This is a genomic window from Nostoc flagelliforme FACHB-838 (genome assembly GCF_014698065.1).
GTDB classification, from domain to species: Bacteria; Cyanobacteriota; Cyanobacteriia; order Cyanobacteriales; family Nostocaceae; genus Nostoc; species Nostoc flagelliforme_B.
The window spans coordinates 78,699-93,526 of the sequence record NZ_JACJSI010000006.1 but is presented as its reverse complement, the minus strand read 5'-3'; the positions used below and the strand labels follow the sequence as shown (position 1 = coordinate 93,526).

At 43.4% G+C, this 14,828-nt stretch carries 12 protein-coding genes and 1 pseudogene; 3 read left to right on the top strand and 10 right to left on the bottom strand.

Going from position 1 to position 14,828, the window contains the following annotated elements; translation table 11 throughout:
• Positions 1–364: 364 nt before the first annotated feature.
• Complete coding sequence (locus H6G97_RS04955) at positions 365–1,261, bottom strand: ATP adenylyltransferase family protein (protein WP_190939588.1); 897 nt, start codon at positions 1,259–1,261, stop codon at positions 365–367.
• A 207-nt stretch (positions 1,262–1,468) separates the two neighbouring features.
• Here H6G97_RS04955 and H6G97_RS04950 point away from each other — a divergent pair, with 207 nt between their 5' ends.
• Positions 1,469–2,731, top strand: coding sequence for an HhoA/HhoB/HtrA family serine endopeptidase (locus H6G97_RS04950; RefSeq protein WP_190939587.1), 1,263 nt, complete (start codon positions 1,469–1,471; stop codon positions 2,729–2,731).
• A 284-nt stretch (positions 2,732–3,015) separates the two neighbouring features.
• On the opposite strand, the gene aroF is transcribed toward H6G97_RS04950, so the two are convergent.
• From aroF to rpsO, 3 genes are all read right to left on the bottom strand, one after another.
• Positions 3,016–4,074: a 3-deoxy-7-phosphoheptulonate synthase gene (gene aroF, locus H6G97_RS04945; protein WP_190939586.1), complete on the bottom strand. Its 1,059-nt coding sequence runs from the start codon at positions 4,072–4,074 to the stop codon at positions 3,016–3,018.
• Between the two features lie 283 nt (positions 4,075–4,357).
• Positions 4,358–4,828: a PAM68 family protein gene (locus H6G97_RS04940; protein WP_190939585.1), complete on the bottom strand. Its 471-nt coding sequence runs from the start codon at positions 4,826–4,828 to the stop codon at positions 4,358–4,360.
• 11 nt (positions 4,829–4,839) lie between these two features.
• Positions 4,840–5,109: a 30S ribosomal protein S15 gene (rpsO, locus tag H6G97_RS04935; protein WP_041565894.1), complete on the bottom strand. Its 270-nt coding sequence runs from the start codon at positions 5,107–5,109 to the stop codon at positions 4,840–4,842.
• Positions 5,110–5,333: 224 nt separating this feature from the next.
• Here rpsO and H6G97_RS04930 point away from each other — a divergent pair, with 224 nt between their 5' ends.
• Positions 5,334–5,966, top strand: a complete 633-nt coding sequence (locus tag H6G97_RS04930) for a response regulator transcription factor (protein WP_190939584.1) — start codon at positions 5,334–5,336, stop codon at positions 5,964–5,966.
• Between the two features lie 77 nt (positions 5,967–6,043).
• Here the strand turns inward: H6G97_RS04930 and H6G97_RS04925 are convergent, their stop codons facing one another.
• From H6G97_RS04925 to H6G97_RS04915, 3 genes are all read right to left on the bottom strand, one after another.
• Positions 6,044–6,307: a hypothetical protein gene (locus H6G97_RS04925; protein WP_199349251.1), complete on the bottom strand. Its 264-nt coding sequence runs from the start codon at positions 6,305–6,307 to the stop codon at positions 6,044–6,046.
• 701 nt (positions 6,308–7,008) lie between these two features.
• Positions 7,009–7,482 carry a hypothetical protein gene (locus tag H6G97_RS04920; RefSeq protein WP_190939583.1) on the bottom strand — a complete coding sequence of 158 codons (474 nt, stop codon included), beginning with the start codon at positions 7,480–7,482 and terminating at the stop codon, positions 7,009–7,011.
• A 181-nt stretch (positions 7,483–7,663) separates the two neighbouring features.
• On the bottom strand, positions 7,664–9,949 hold the full coding sequence (locus H6G97_RS04915) for an alkaline phosphatase D family protein (protein WP_190939582.1): 2,286 nt from the start codon (positions 9,947–9,949) through the stop codon (positions 7,664–7,666).
• A gap of 153 nt (positions 9,950–10,102) precedes the next feature.
• Here H6G97_RS04915 and H6G97_RS04910 point away from each other — a divergent pair, with 153 nt between their 5' ends.
• Entirely contained in the window at positions 10,103–10,894 is a 792-nt protein-coding gene (locus H6G97_RS04910) for an Rpn family recombination-promoting nuclease/putative transposase (protein ID WP_190939581.1), read from the top strand.
• A gap of 119 nt (positions 10,895–11,013) precedes the next feature.
• Here the strand turns inward: H6G97_RS04910 and H6G97_RS04905 are convergent, their stop codons facing one another.
• The 3 genes and pseudogenes from H6G97_RS04905 to H6G97_RS04895 all read right to left on the bottom strand — a co-directional run bounded on the left by H6G97_RS04905 (position 11,014) and on the right by H6G97_RS04895 (position 14,766).
• Positions 11,014–12,405, bottom strand: a complete 1,392-nt coding sequence (locus H6G97_RS04905; RefSeq protein ID WP_190939580.1) for a malic enzyme-like NAD(P)-binding protein — start codon at positions 12,403–12,405, stop codon at positions 11,014–11,016.
• Between the two features lie 312 nt (positions 12,406–12,717).
• A pseudogene (gene psbA / locus H6G97_RS04900) lies at positions 12,718–13,821 on the bottom strand (photosystem II q(b) protein).
• 255 nt (positions 13,822–14,076) lie between these two features.
• Entirely contained in the window at positions 14,077–14,766 is a 690-nt protein-coding gene (locus H6G97_RS04895) for a Uma2 family endonuclease (RefSeq protein ID WP_190939579.1), read from the bottom strand.
• Positions 14,767–14,828 lie beyond the last annotated feature (62 nt).

Below are 14,828 nucleotides of genomic sequence, written 5' to 3'. Positions count from 1 at the left end.
CCCAACTTAAGCAACTTCAGTTAAATTTTATGAGAAGGATCTTCAGCAGATGTTAAAAAACTTTACATCATTGCAAGAAAGGAAAGGACATAGAGACTTCAAATCCTTATTAGTATTGATGATTTTGGATTTTTGCATCGTTTACCTTTATATATTTTGATACGATGCCGAAACCATATTTGTTAAAATTTGTTAAGTAAATAATACTTTCAAGAAATTTAAGCTTTTTTTTAGTATCTGATTGGCGATCGCAATACAGGCAATGGTATCGTGATATTCACTTGAGCCAGAGTATCAATCATGCTGAGTCGCCGAACATGATCTCAGTAAAAGCTGACATTCATAGTTTGCAGATATGCTCTAATTATGATAGAGCAACACTCTTAAGAATAGTCATCGGCCCTTGGGCTTTAAGAATCTCCATTTCTGCTGCATTTCGCACAAGTAGGGCACCGGCGAATCCTAATGAATTCACAGAGATAGACTGAAATTTCTCCTGCGATCGCGGTACGATTAACATCCATTCTCGTGTCGCTAACAGATTGTAAGCACCACATTGCTTTGTATCTAAACCTACAGCATGACGCAAAGTGCGATAAATTTCCATTGTTGCTTGGCCCCCCGCCAATGGCGACTCCACCCAATGAGAATTTAATGGTGCGAAAGCATGTTTAAAAGGAAGCTTTAGTGAAGTTGCATTCGAGTTCGGAAATTGTACTGATGTTAGCAGAGGTTCAATCGGTATCTGCGTCCCTAAAGGTGTAAGGGGTAGTGGAACTAATTGCAAATGCTTGTGTCGCTGACTGGCACCTGCGGTTTTGCCACTGTTGTAAAATGCTAAACCATCGAAATCAGCCAAACACGCCCACATAGCCGTAAAATCTTCCAGGGTGAGTAAGCTTTCTTGCTCTTCAAAGCTACGAGTGATCATTAGCAAGTGATAATCAAGAACATTGAATTTATTTAAAATACATACATGACTATCGGAGATATCCGCGACAAATAAATCCTCTTCGTAGGGCAAAAAAGGATTAAACTCTTGACCAGACCTAGCAGATTGTTTTTTCTGTTTTTCATCGGCTGTTTTTTTGCGATTTAAGTTAGACAAAATCCGCACTAAAAAACGCACATTATCCTGTTCGAGAAATTCAAATTCCGTCGGTATCGACAGCAGCGCCCCACATTGTAAAGCATGTTCAGTCTGTTCTTTGACACTTGTCCATAAAGTGTCAGGCTTAAGCAAGATTTTACCTTGTGCCATTTTATTCCTTCAGGCATGGATAGAACACGCAATCGGGGCGCACATCTTTACACCCCTACGAATGACTATATTCCAATACAGTTCAGTTAAGATGGGATGTGATAGGTAAAATACCAGACTCTTCACAACAACGCAATACCTTTGCAACAAAAGTGTCATAAATAATATCTACATTAGTAATACATCTAAATATCCTTCCAGACAGCAATGCAAAACGAATCTCGTGACAGAGAACACCCATCAAATAGCATTTCACATAACACTGCTGATGCCAAATACCAAAATCGAGCGCCCTGGAAAAAGGCTGCCGCCTCTCTATCGCTGGTGCTGCTGGGATCAGGCATGACATTGGCAGGCGGCTATATGGCTGGACATTCTCGGCAAGTGTCTGAGAGTGCATCTAATTTGGCAGTGAGTCGAGTAAATGCCGCTCCTCCATTACCAGCTGCCACAGATCCTAACTTTGTTACGCAGGTGGTGCAAAAGGTCGGGCCAGCAGTAGTGCGGATTAACTCTTCCCGAACGGTAAGAAGCCGGATACCAGATGAATTTAACGATCCGTTTTTTCGCCGCTTTTTTGGTTCCCAATTGCCACAATCAAGAGAAAGGGTAGAACGGGGTACTGGTTCAGGTTTTATCATCAGTGCCGATGGTCGGATTCTCACTAATGCCCATGTGGTAGATGGTGCTGATACAGTGACAGTGACACTCAAGGATGGCCGCACCTTACAAGGTAAGGTGTTAGGAAAAGATGAATTAACCGATGTTGCTGTTATCAAGGTTCAGGCAGAGAATCTACCTTCAGTAGCCATCGGTAATTCAGATCAACTACAACCGGGAGAATGGGCGATCGCGATCGGCAACCCCCTTGGACTAGATAATACAGTAACTACCGGAATCATCAGTGCAACCGGACGCAGTAGCAATCAAATTGGCGCTCCCGATAGGCGAGTAGAGTATATTCAAACCGACGCAGCGATTAATCCCGGTAACTCTGGCGGTCCTTTGCTAAATTCTCGTGGGCAAGTAATTGCCATGAATACAGCGATTATCCAAGGGGCACAAGGATTAGGCTTTGCTATTCCCATCAATACAGCACAACGTATTTCTAGTCAGCTAATAGCTACAGGCAAAGTAGAACATCCTTATCTGGGAATTCAAATGGTGGGGTTAACGCCTCAGCTAAAGCAAAATATCAACTCAGACCCCAATAGCGGTTTGAATGTGAATGAAGATAAAGGTGTATTAGTTGTGAAAGTTGTGCCAAATTCACCAGCTGCTAAAGCAGGGATACGTGCTGGTGATGTAATCCAAAAGCTTGGCGGTCAGGCAGTCACAGATGCCAGCACTGTCCAAAAGGCAGTAGAAAATAGCCAAGTTGGAGGCGATTTACGCATGGAATTACGTCGCAATGGGCAGAATCTTAACATAGCAGTGCAACCTGGTGCTTTCCCCGTACAAGTACAGTAAAAGTTTTGCTATCAATTGAATAAAAGTGAGTTTTGGGATGGGTATTTTGCCCGTCCCTTTTTTTCAGGTGAAAACCCGCCCAACGCAGTGGTTCCCCAACCTATGCCAGTTTGAGTTTTTAGCCTTAGAGGTTGTTTGAAAAGTGTTTCACTGTGACTTTACGCACTTTTAGATCCCCCCTAACCCCCCTTAAAAAGGGGGGAACCGGAATGAAAGTCCCCCTTTTGAAGGGGGATTTAGGGGGTTCTAAAACTTTATGCCTAGCAACAAGTTGCAACGGAATTTTAAGCTAAAGCCACGGCTGGTTGCTGCCAGCGTCCCACTGCCTTACCAATTACTGCTAATTCTTGCATCAAGTTATCGAAACGATCTGGAGTGAGAGATTGGGGGCCGTCAGATAAAGCTTTGGCAGGATTGGGGTGAACCTCTATCATCAGGGAATCTGTGCCAGCTGCGATCGCAGCCATTGCCATTGAAGGCACAAATTCAGACCAACCTACGCCGTGGCTAGGGTCAATCATGATTGGCAGATGAGTCAGCTTTCGCAAAACTGGCACCACCGATAAATCCAGCGTATTTCGCGTATACTGGCGGTCAAAGGTGCGTATTCCCCTTTCACACAAAATCACATTGGGATTGCCAGAAGCCAAAACATACTCGGCTGCCATCAACCAATCTTCAATAGTAGCCGCCATTCCCCGCTTCAAGAGAACTGGTTTCGGCTGCGCTCCCACTTTTTTGAGCAAGGAGAAATTTTGCATATTCCTTGCTCCCACTTGGATCACATCGGCAACTTCAGCTATTTTATCCAGGTCAGCGGCATCCATCACTTCTGTAATAATACCTAGCCCGCTGACTTCCCGCGCCTTCGCTAACAAATCCAAAGCACTCTCGCCGTGTCCTTGGAAAGCGTAAGGTGAAGTCCGAGGTTTGTATGCCCCTCCGCGCAAAAATGCTGCTCCAGCAGTCTTGACGCGCCGCGCCGTTTCCACAATCATTTCTTCATTTTCTACGGAGCAGGGGCCGGCAACGACTACCAAAGGCTGGTGTTCACCAAATATCACCGCTCCATTGGGAGTATTAACCACCACTTCCGAAGCTTCGCCGTGGCGGTACTGGCGACTGGCTCGTTTGTAAGGCTGTTCTACCCGCAATACCTGTTCAATCCAAGGGCTAAGTTCTTGAATTTGTAGTGGATCTAAGCTGGCGGTTTCACCTACTAAACCAATAACTACTTTGTGTTGACCAACAATTTTTTCTGGAGTTAGCCCCCAGCTACTTAATTCCTCATCAATGCGGTTTATTTCCGCCTCTGGGGAACCACTTTTCATTACTATAATCATCTTAAAAGTTCCTGATTAATTGAGTAAAATTTTCTGTAAATGGGCTAATTTTATTGTTGCCTATTGGCCTAATTACGAGTAGTTAAAAATAAAATTTGTTTACAAAATCTATAGATAAAATGTAGCGCTCAGTCAGTAGTTTTACTACTAAATAACTGGATATAGAGTATAAAAAGGATTTTATAACTTTAATTAGCAATGTTGAAGTTATAAAATTTCAACTTCAACATTCACTTCTTTATTTACCCAATACCGCAGTTACCTAATCTCTGAGCGCCGTTCATTATGAGTTTTTTTGCCGAGTTTCGCGCCAAACTTCCACCATTCGTCCCCAATTGGTGTTAAATTCACCCAAACCCAGCAAACTTCCGACTTTTTCTTCATCCCAAGAGGCAGAGAGAACGCCATAAGTTATCCCTAAGACCCCTAAACCAAATAGTCCCATGTTCACCAATAACACGGCGATGGGAGGTAGTTGGATGTCGGAGTAAGTAGCAAGCAGATAGCTAACTACCAGAGTGCTAATGCCCAAAGCTGTTGGTACACCACAGAGCCCAGCTACTCGTCGAATCATCCGCTGGCTGACTACTTGGGGAATTGCCATCTCTTGTTTGGTATAACGCGCTTTTTTCTCAGCCTGTTTGGTAGATTCTTGTGGCTTTGCTGCGGGTTTACTTTGAGCTTTTGCGGGTTTTTGGCGCTTCTTGTTTGGTTCAAAGGGCAAGCGACTGCGTTCAGATTCTTCAGCAGACATAAGCGGTAATCCTATCCACGAATACCGAGGCGAGCAATCAATGCTTGATATTTTTCCCGGCTTTCCTGCGATATATAAGCTAAAAGACGCTTGCGCTGACCAATTAGCTTCAACAGTCCCCGGCGGGAAGAATGGTCTTTTTTATTTGCCTGGAGATGTTCACTGAGGCGGTTAATGCGCTCAGTGAGCATGGCAACTTGGACATCGGCCGAGCCAGTGTCGGTTTCATGAACTTGGTAGTTGGAAATTATTTCTTGTTTCCGCAGTTGCGTCAGGGCCATGATCGATTTAGTTTCTAGTTTTTCTAATTGTATGCAGCAGTCTCCTATAATATCACAGCCCTCAGGCTGGATGTGGAATGACCTTCCATTGTCACAAGTTGTATTTTTTGATACAAATTGTTGAGATATTATTCTTGATTTGGTTCATTTAAAAGGTATCTTGGGAACAGGCTCTACTTTTACAATTGTCTTCCCCTTAGAAGTACCGAAAGAGGTTGCATCGGATGAATCAAATTCTCATCGCTGAAGATGAACCCCGCATAGCGGCTTTTATTGAGAAGGGATTGCGTTCTCATGGTTTTACGACTGCTGTAGCAGCTGATGCCTACTCAGCGACTAACATGGCATTAAGTAGCGGTTTTGATTTGATGATTTTGGATTTGGGGCTTCCTGGTAAAGATGGCTTGGATGTATTAGAAGAATTACGGGGACAAGGGGAAATTTTGCCAGTGATTATTTTGACTGCTCGTCATGACATTCAAGATAAGGTTGCAGGGTTTGAAGCAGGTGCAGATGATTATGTAACCAAGCCTTTCCGATTTGAAGAATTGTTAGTACGGGTAAAAGCTCGGTTGCGCCATAGCGGTGGTAGGCAAGCTATGGAACAGATGGTAATTAAGGCGGGAAACGTGGTTTTAGACTTGCGATCGCGTAAAGTAAAAGTGGGTCAAAACACCGTAGAGTTGCCTGCACGAGAATTTACCCTAGCAGAAACTTTCTTTCGCCATCCTGGACAAGTTTTGAGTCGTGAAAAATTATTAGATAGGGTATGGGGTTACGACTATGATCCAGGCTCAATGGTGCTATCTCCAGCCTCATGTGCCCCTTATAGTAGTAACTCTTTGCCTTCTCGTTGAGCAAGTTGGTGACTATCTGCTCATACTCCTGCCAAGAAGCACAAATCCATGTATCTGTCGGTAACTTGGTCTGAGTTTCACTCATTGTCTAACCCTTCTGCGTTCTGTTTCTGATAGTAATCAAATCTCCTAGCTAAATCAGTAGGTAGTTTTTGCCATTCTTCATTAGGGACTTGGGCAGAGATTTCAGCTACTAGTTCCCAAATAGGCACAGCATCTGGGTCAAAAGACAGTTTATTTAATTTGGATATCTCGCTCAAGTTGATGGTAGTTGACAGGTTTTCAGAACCATCTGATGGAGATATCGGCGTATGTTCCGGTTGAAAATTTTGTTCTTCCATATCTGAGTTTGGATGATCAGGGTTGAAAGGCGATCGCTGCTTGAAAAAACTAACCTAGAATTTTCCCTTTCAACAGGGAGGACAACATATAGCTTATCCTCTTGCAATTATTGTTATATTCGCACTTCTTTACCTTTCTCACTTCGGCCAAGTGTAAGTGGATTGCTTGACTTTTTCATAATTAGTATCTAAGGGATTCATCAGTGTATTTCTCCGCTTGCCATACTGGAAGCTCTATAATTAGAGGCTAATTCTCAGGATGCCCCTTTCACAGTAGTTATACACAATCTTCTGTAAATAAACCTTTCAATATCAAGCTTTTACTAAATTCCTTAGCTTCGACTCCTAAAATATTAAGAATTTAGCTCAAATTTTATACTGCTGAATCTCAAACATTAAGCTCTTATCTCGAACATTGAGCCTCTGAACTCGGAAGTTGCACCTTTTTACTCGAACGTTGAGCCTCTGAACTCGGAAGTTCCACCTTTTTGCTCGAACGTTGAGCTTTTGAACTCGGCAGTCCGACCTTTTTGCTCGAACATTGAGCCTCTGAACTCGGAAGTTCCACCTTTTTGCTTGAACGTTGAGCCTCTGAACTCAAAAAATAAAGCTCAGAACTCGAAATGTCGTGCTTTTAACTCCAACATTCAAATTCTGAGCTTCAACGTTGCATCTTTTAAGTGCAAGTACTGAGCTATTTTCTACAACGCTGCTTTTTGAGACTTTGATTTTCCAGGTTTACGAGCAAATCGTTGTCCCATTTCCACAACCACTGCATCTAAACCCGCACCCTGTCCACTGGCTTTGGCGTAGTTATACACCTGCAACGCGGCTGCATAAGCTTCACTACCCACTGCAAGAGATGTATCATCCACTAACTCTTGTAACTGCGTCAACGACAACAACACCGGATACAACGCTTCAAATAATTGCACGTCCTTCCGCATCTCTTCCAAGTCGAACGATCGCGGTAAAAACTCTGGATTCTGCGCCGCCACCTCTAATGCTTTACTGACAAACGCCCGACTCTTATCGCCCATCTTGGGTAAAGTCTTGCGATCATCGGCACTCAAATCAACCAAAAATGGTAGCTTTTCTTTAATGGTGCTAATGGCTTGCAGCACAGCATCTCTATCTGTTTGTGCCAGTGTTGCACTAATTGGGGTCGTAGGCATAGAAATCCCTCTCCAGTAAGTTTCCTAAATTTAGAGTTCCCACGTATACAACCAAAATCAATGCAATACGCTTACTTTGCTTAAGACTTGATCCTCTCTAACCCTCCTTAAAAAGGAGGGAATTAGAGCAAGCCTTTAATTAAGCCCCCCTTTTAAAGAGGGTTGGGGGGATCTTTCGGGATCATCGTAACAATGACTGATTAGGTGTTAACTTGCTCTCAAAACGGCTGTAAACAACTTGTGTTGGATACCAAGAAGAAAACCAGTATAAATCTTGAATAACTTTGCAATAATTACTCCCATCTACTAACTCAAAGTGAACCAAACCTAAATTATTAAAGCCAACGACTTCTCGCCCCTCCTGAACCCAACGAAATTTCCAAAACATCAGGGGTTGTAACCATTTCCATTTGACATTTTCGGCTCGTTTCCAGGGAGCTATCAACGATGATATATCTGCTCCGAAGCGAGAAGTCTGAACGCTATTTCGAGGTATCCACTCCAGCACACAATGCCACTCAGAGTTAGTCAGCATCTGGCGATTATGGTGTAATTGTTTCTCTGAAACTTCTACCATATTGGGTGGATTAATCCAACCTATCCAATGTCGCACCTTTTCTGGTAGCAGCCAATGTTTCAATCGTGTATGAATGAGCCGCGTCAAAATTTCTTCATTTTTCAATGCACTAGAGGTTAACTGCACTAAGACAGACTGCAATTTAGAATGAGTTCGTGCATAAGACAAGTGAGCAACAGAACTGTAGTGGATATCTCCAGATAGAATAATCACTTGTTGGCGTTCTTCAAACAAGGTGGTTAGGAATTTTGCCAGTGCTTCAGTATTAATGTTCCAGGCATCGCCAACATCCGTTGAAAAAACTTTCTCTTGTTGTAATTGCCAATGGTGAATCCAATCAATCACTTGTAGTCCGAATACATTTGTGGGTGCAATCACAAATGTTGTTTGAATCTGAGTTTGTTCAGCTATTTCTTGTAAAGGTAAAACTAGTTGTTGCTCAAAGGCTTTTGGACACAGCAGCATTGGCGGTGCGATCGCTTTTTGATCGGCTGGATAACCCCGCCAAGTCCGCGTATCCAACACAATTACTTCATGGCGATCGCTCCTGACTATGTAGTTCCAAGTGATTGCTTCAGGATGTCGATCCAGAATGAACACTGCACCGTCTCGGACTAAAATCGGTAAGTCTGTGTGGGGATCGTAGGCTGGCATACCTAGATAGCGAGCGATCGCCTCATCAGCTTTTGCATCTCTCCCTTTAGAAGTTGACCAAGCTTGTGCCGCCTGCAACAGCTTTTCACCTGGTTTACCTTCTGCAAATTGCTCAGGTGTATTGCCCCAACCTTGAAACACCGTGTAAGCTAACAACGCATTTTGGACTATTCTTCGCCCCAAGGGACGCCCCAGCACTCGCAAACACCAAGCTTGGTTCAAATTCCAGTCATCAGTAACATCATGGTCATCAAAGATGGTGTACATGGGAATATTGGCAAGGGCGCGGCGCACTTTCCCAAGAGTATAAATAAATTGGCGCAAGTGCCGGACTTGTCGGTTCCAGTTCTTGATAGCTTTGCGATCGCTTGTTACTTGGTGTCCTTTGGGAAATGCGGCGGGCCAGCACACTGGCGACCAAGCTAGTAAATAAGTAGCGTAATATTCACCCAGGCTGAAAAGATGGCTGTTGACTTTCTCAGATTTATTATGCAATCCTGCGGTCAACCCAGCTTGATTTGTTGCAACATCAGCCCGCTCTCCAGGGCGTAGTTGCTGGGGAGTGCAGTATACCCCATTCACAGGAAGTTGTTCTTCCCAACCCAAGAGGGCATCACCAAGAGTACTTGCAACCCACAAGGATGGTTCTGCTACATCGTCGCCGTAAATTTGATCTCCGGTGAGGAATAGCTGGTGCGGACGGTGTTGGGGTTGATTTGCTTTTGACTCAATCAAACCGTCGAGAATCGGCAGTGCATCAAATCCATGACCATGAGGTTTACGGCAGGAAGCATGGATAATTTGCAAATCTTGCAGACGGTTTGGCGGCAGAACAAAGGTTGGTTTTTTATGCTCAAAATAGCTGATGCTGACTGTAGGAGAAGAGTTTGAGCATAATGCTTGTTGCATTTGCAGGCTTTGGTCAGTGAGAGTAAATTGGAGGTCGTATGCATAGATGCGGTTATTAGTTAAACGATGCCCCTCTATAGACCGAGCTGTTATAGCAACAATGTGAAGATACTTACCCAAAGCAACTGTTGAGTATTCCCCCTCCAATAAGCAATTTCCTACTACTTCACCATCATTTGTTGTGTCATAAACCTTGAGTTCTATCTGACAAGACTGTTTCAGTGCCACCCATACCGTCACTGACTCCGGTTCAGTATGTTTTAGAATTGGCCCCGCCAAAATTAGTGGCAGTTCTCGTAAAAACTCGTCCCCAACTTGATACTTCATTACAAACAGTTGACATGATGGTGTTTTGGATGATCCTGCTTTATTTATAATCCAATCACCAAATGGGGACGAGTGCTTCGCCAGCCCTCAATCATAATGAGCAATGGCAAAACTGTATGTAAAATATGCTCATCAACTGTAAAACCAGCTGCCTTGAAAACCGACAGTATCTTTTATCGCATCTTTCAAAGCTTCCCTAGTACGTTCTTTGAACTCATTAACCAACCACCATCACTGGCCAGTGCTTACCAATTTTCTTCAGTCGAAGTCAAACAACTAGCATTTAGAATTGATGGTGTATTTTTACCCAATACTCCCGAACTACCCATTTATTTTGCTGAGGTGCAATTTCAACCCGATAAAAAAATTTATTCTCGTTTATTCGCCGAAATCTTTAACTATCTCGACAAAACTGAATTAACTAACACCTGGCGTGGTGTTGTCATCTTTCCCAATCGCAGCGTTGATACTGGAGATACAGACAGATATGCAGAATTACTTAACTCACAACGAGTGACTCGCGTTTACCTCAACGAGTTAAGCTCAATTCCCACATCATCAATCGGGATTGAGACAGTCAAACTAATCATCGAACCAGAATCAACTGCAACAGCGAAAGCCATAGAGATTGTAAACAGCGCCCGAAAAGAAATTCTCAATGTCGCCCAACAGCGAGAAATTATACAATTGATAGAAACAATATTAATCTACAAATTGCCGCGCTTGAGCCGGGAGGAGATGGGAAAAATGTTCGGATTAAGTGAGTTAAAGCAAACTAGATTTTACCAAGAAGTGTTTGCAGAGGGTAAAGGAGAAGGCAAGCTAGAAGGCAAGTTAGAAACAATACCTCAGCTATGGGCATTAGGATTGAGTATTGAACAGATAGCCCAAGCGTTAGGTTTGGACGAACAAGTTGTTAGGCAAGCTGTACAACCGAAATCATAAAATGATGGAGAGTACCCAAAATGGTTTGCTGGTTTTGGCAATTTCCCTATAGGAAATTGCATACAAGGATGTACTGTGGGACGAGCGAGATGCCCATCCCATAAGAGTCATTATTTGAATTAATTCCGAGCGATACCTTCTTGACGCGCTGCTTGTTGTACAGCAGCAGCAACAGCAGTGACGACGCGCTCATCAAAGACGGAAGGAATAATATGTTCCCGATTCAAGTCTGAAGGCTTGACTAAAGAAGCGATCGCATTTGCGGCTTCTAGGTACATTGTGGTGGTAATTGTCTGGGCCCGACAATCTAAAGCACCACGGAATACCCCAGGAAAAGCTAAAACGTTATTGATTTGATTTGGGTAATCACTGCGACCGGTAGCAATCACAGCTACATCCTTGCTGATTAATTCTGGCTGAATCTCTGGAATCGGATTTGCCATTGCAAAAACAATTGGATCTTTCGCCATCGATTGCACCATTTCTGGTGTCAAAACTCCCGGTGCGCTGACTCCAATAAACACATCTGCCCCTTGCATTGCACCCGCTAATGTACCCTGCGCTTTCACGGCAAACTCTAGTTTTTCTTCTGTCAAATCGGTGCGACTGGTAGAGATAATTCCTTTAGAGTCGCACATCCAGATTTTTTCTGCCCCAGCTTTACGGAGTAACCGAGCGATCGCCACTCCCGCCGCCCCAGCACCATTAATCACGATGCGGATCTCCGCCATTGATTTATGTACCAGCTTTAGAGAATTAAACAACGCTGCCAAGGTGACAATTGCTGTACCATGTTGGTCATCGTGAAAAACGGGGATATCTAACTCTTGGCGCAATCTTCTTTCAATTTCAAAGCAGCGAGGTGCAGCGATATCCTCTAAATTCACACCTCCAAAAACTGGCGCGATATTCTTGACTGTCTGGATAATTTCTTCTGTATCTTGGGTGGCCAGACAAATGGGAAAAGCATCTAGCCCCGCAAATTCCTTGAACAGCATTGCTTTACCTTCCATGACTGGGAGAGCAGCAGCTGGGCCGAGATTTCCCAAACCCAAAACGGCGCTACCATCGGTAACAATGGCGACAGTGTTTTGTTTGATGGTTAACTTGTAAACTTCCTCTGGATCTTGAGCGATCGCTGTACAAATTCGCCCAACTCCAGGTGTGTAAGCCATTGCTAAATCAGACACACTTCTTAAGGGAATTCTGCTGGTAATACTGATTTTGCCACCGCGATGCAAATTAAAGGTGCGATCGTGGACGCTGAGTAACTTGATGTCTGGTAATGCTTTGACTGCTTGCACAATGGTTTCAGCATGTTCAGTACTAGCAGCATCAACGGTAATATCGCGGGTGGATTCTTTGCGGGTTTGCTCGATTAAATCAATTTGACCGAGATTACCACCAGTAGTTGCGATCGCCTGAGTTATCGATGCCAACATTCCTACACGATTAGGAATCTGCAAGCGCAGTGTCAAACTAAAACTAGAATTGGGAGTTAGGTTTGCCATGTTGATTTTGGATTTTAAGTTTTAGATTTTATATTGAATTGAGACAAAAATTAAAATTTGAGAGTTGTAGTCAGTGGAAATACAATGAATATTAACTCTGGAGATAACCGTCAGTAGGTAGTTTACTAACTGCTCACAGTTTTGATAATTATTTTTATTTATACCAATGCATTTACTAATATAGATGAGTAACAATTTAGTAATTGTACCCAAATACACCAGATATTTTTTTAAAATTTTATCTGTGTAAATTTTTATATAAAAAAAGCGCCCTCTAGACAGAGAGCGCAGTGAATTTTAAATTACTTACAATTAACCGTGAATTGCAGGTGCTGCATCTACGCCCGTCGTAGACATCGTTGCCAGAGGTACTGCCTCACCAGCCGCTAAATCCAGGGGGAAGTTGTGAGCATTGCGCTCGTGCATCACTTCTATACCTAAATTGGCGCGGTTTAGCACATCTGCCCATGTATTAATTACATGACCTTTAGAGTCAAGAACTGACTAGTTAAAGTTGAAACCGTTGAGGTTGAACGCCATAGTACTGATGCCTAATGCCGTCAACCAGATACCAACTACAGGCCAAGCAGCCAAGAAAAAGTGCAAGGAACGCGAGTTATTAAAGCTGGCATATTGCCAGATTAACCGCCCAAAGTAACCGTGAGCCGCTACGATGCTATAGGTTTCTTGTTCTTGACCAAACTTGTATCCGTAGTTTTGAGATTCACTTTCAGTCGTCTCTCTAACTAAAGAGGAAGTCACCAAAGATCCGTGCATCGCACAGAAAAACGCACCACCGAACACCGCCGCTACGCCCAGTTGATGGAATGGGTGCATAAGGATGTTATGCTCGGCTTGGAATACGAACATGAAGTTAAATGTGCCGCTAATGCCCAGAGGCATCCCGTCAGAAAAGCTACCTTGACCAATTGGGTAAATTAAAAAGACAGAAGTCGCAGCAGCTACGGGAGCAGAGTAAGCAACGCAAATCCAGGGGCGCATTCCCAGGCGATAGCTTAACTCCCATTGCCGACCGAGCCAGCAGAAGATACCAATCAGGAAGTGCAAGACAATGAGTTGATAAGGGCCGCCGTTGTAGAGCCATTCATCCATTGAAGCAGCTTCCCAAATGGGGTAGAAGTGCAAACCAATGGCATTAGATGTGGGTACAACAGCACCAGTGATGATGTTATTGCCGTATAACAAAGAACCAGCAACTGGCTCCCGGATGCCGTCAATATCAACGGGTGGTGCAGCAATAAAGGCAATAATAAAACAGATGGTAGCGGTCAATAGGGTAGGAATCATTAAAACGCCGAACCAGCCAATATAAAGCCGATTGTCGGTGCTAGTAATCCATTGACAGAAACGATCCCACAGGTTGCCGCTTTCGCTTCTTCCTAGAGTTGTGGTCATAACTGTGTTGTTTATAAATCGCTGACAACAAACTTTCCCAATTTTTAAGAATTGAGAATTAAGCTGTTTTCAAAGACTTTCGCCAAATACCTTCCCCCTAATCGCCGGGACTCTCTGGAGTTACCTCACACCGAAAATGCTGTTAACTAATTTCCCAAGGGAGACTGTCTGAAAAAAGGGAAAACTTTCCCGGCTCCTAATATCACGTTTTACATGAATAATTTGTATTTTTCAAGACATTATTTTTAAGCTTTATTAAGCTAAACGCTCAACAAACTCAGCGTGTTCTTTTGAATTTAACCCTTGTTGCAGTACTGCTATAACTTTTGTCATATCTCCTGTGATTAGTGAGGTGACAGCTAACCACAAACCTGGAAATACTCTACTTTTAATCACATCATTTGCATCTGCCACAAGTAGTAAATATTCACCATTTTGCAAACAGAACCAGTCGAGTTTATTCTCTAAAGTTTGCCAAACGATATATTCCTGTACTCCGTTGCGACGGTAAGCGCGTTTTTTGTCGTATAAATCAATAGATGCATTACTGGCTGCTACTTCTGCTACTAATTCTGGTGCGCCTTCTACGTAATCATTTTCACTGATTTGTGCCTGTTCCTTGGTTGGTTTATCTATCAACAGCAAAACATCAGGCTGTGGCTCATTGTCTAAATCCAAGCGCACAGTAGCATTATCACCTAGGGCTAAACCTGGAGTGAAAACTTGATAAACTCCCAACCAGGTAATTAACTGTCCATGAGGTTGGCCATGACTTCTAAAACGCAGTGGTGATGCCACGTAAACGACTCCTTCGATTAATTCTGCTTTTTTATTAGGCATTGCTGTATAACGACGCTCGAATTCGTGGCGGGTTAAGCGATCGCCACTTTCTAAAGGAGGGATAAAAGCGCTATTATTTAAGCCATGTTCTACAGAAGCAGCCATTACCTGATTCCTCATCCGTAGGAGTTGTAGCTTGAATCTAACAAAAAAAGCGCCCCTCATTT

Bases quoted from the DNA above. Each gene is read 5' to 3' on its own strand.
- H6G97_RS04955 (WP_190939588.1), bottom strand. From the start codon at position 1,261: ATGGCACAAGGTAAAATCTTGCTTAAGCCTGACACTTTATGGACAAGT.
- H6G97_RS04950 (WP_190939587.1), top strand. From the start codon at position 1,469: ATGCAAAACGAATCTCGTGACAGAGAACACCCATCAAATAGCATTTCA.
- aroF (WP_190939586.1), bottom strand. From the start codon at position 4,074: ATGATTATAGTAATGAAAAGTGGTTCCCCAGAGGCGGAAATAAACCGC.
- H6G97_RS04940 (WP_190939585.1), bottom strand. From the start codon at position 4,828: ATGTCTGCTGAAGAATCTGAACGCAGTCGCTTGCCCTTTGAACCAAAC.
- rpsO (WP_041565894.1), bottom strand. From the start codon at position 5,109: ATGGCCCTGACGCAACTGCGGAAACAAGAAATAATTTCCAACTACCAA.
- H6G97_RS04930 (WP_190939584.1), top strand. From the start codon at position 5,334: ATGAATCAAATTCTCATCGCTGAAGATGAACCCCGCATAGCGGCTTTT.
- H6G97_RS04925 (WP_199349251.1), bottom strand. From the start codon at position 6,307: ATGGAAGAACAAAATTTTCAACCGGAACATACGCCGATATCTCCATCA.
- H6G97_RS04920 (WP_190939583.1), bottom strand. From the start codon at position 7,482: ATGCCTACGACCCCAATTAGTGCAACACTGGCACAAACAGATAGAGAT.
- H6G97_RS04915 (WP_190939582.1), bottom strand. From the start codon at position 9,949: ATGAAGTATCAAGTTGGGGACGAGTTTTTACGAGAACTGCCACTAATT.
- H6G97_RS04905 (WP_190939580.1), bottom strand. From the start codon at position 12,405: ATGGCAAACCTAACTCCCAATTCTAGTTTTAGTTTGACACTGCGCTTG.
- H6G97_RS04895 (WP_190939579.1), bottom strand. From the start codon at position 14,766: ATGGCTGCTTCTGTAGAACATGGCTTAAATAATAGCGCTTTTATCCCT.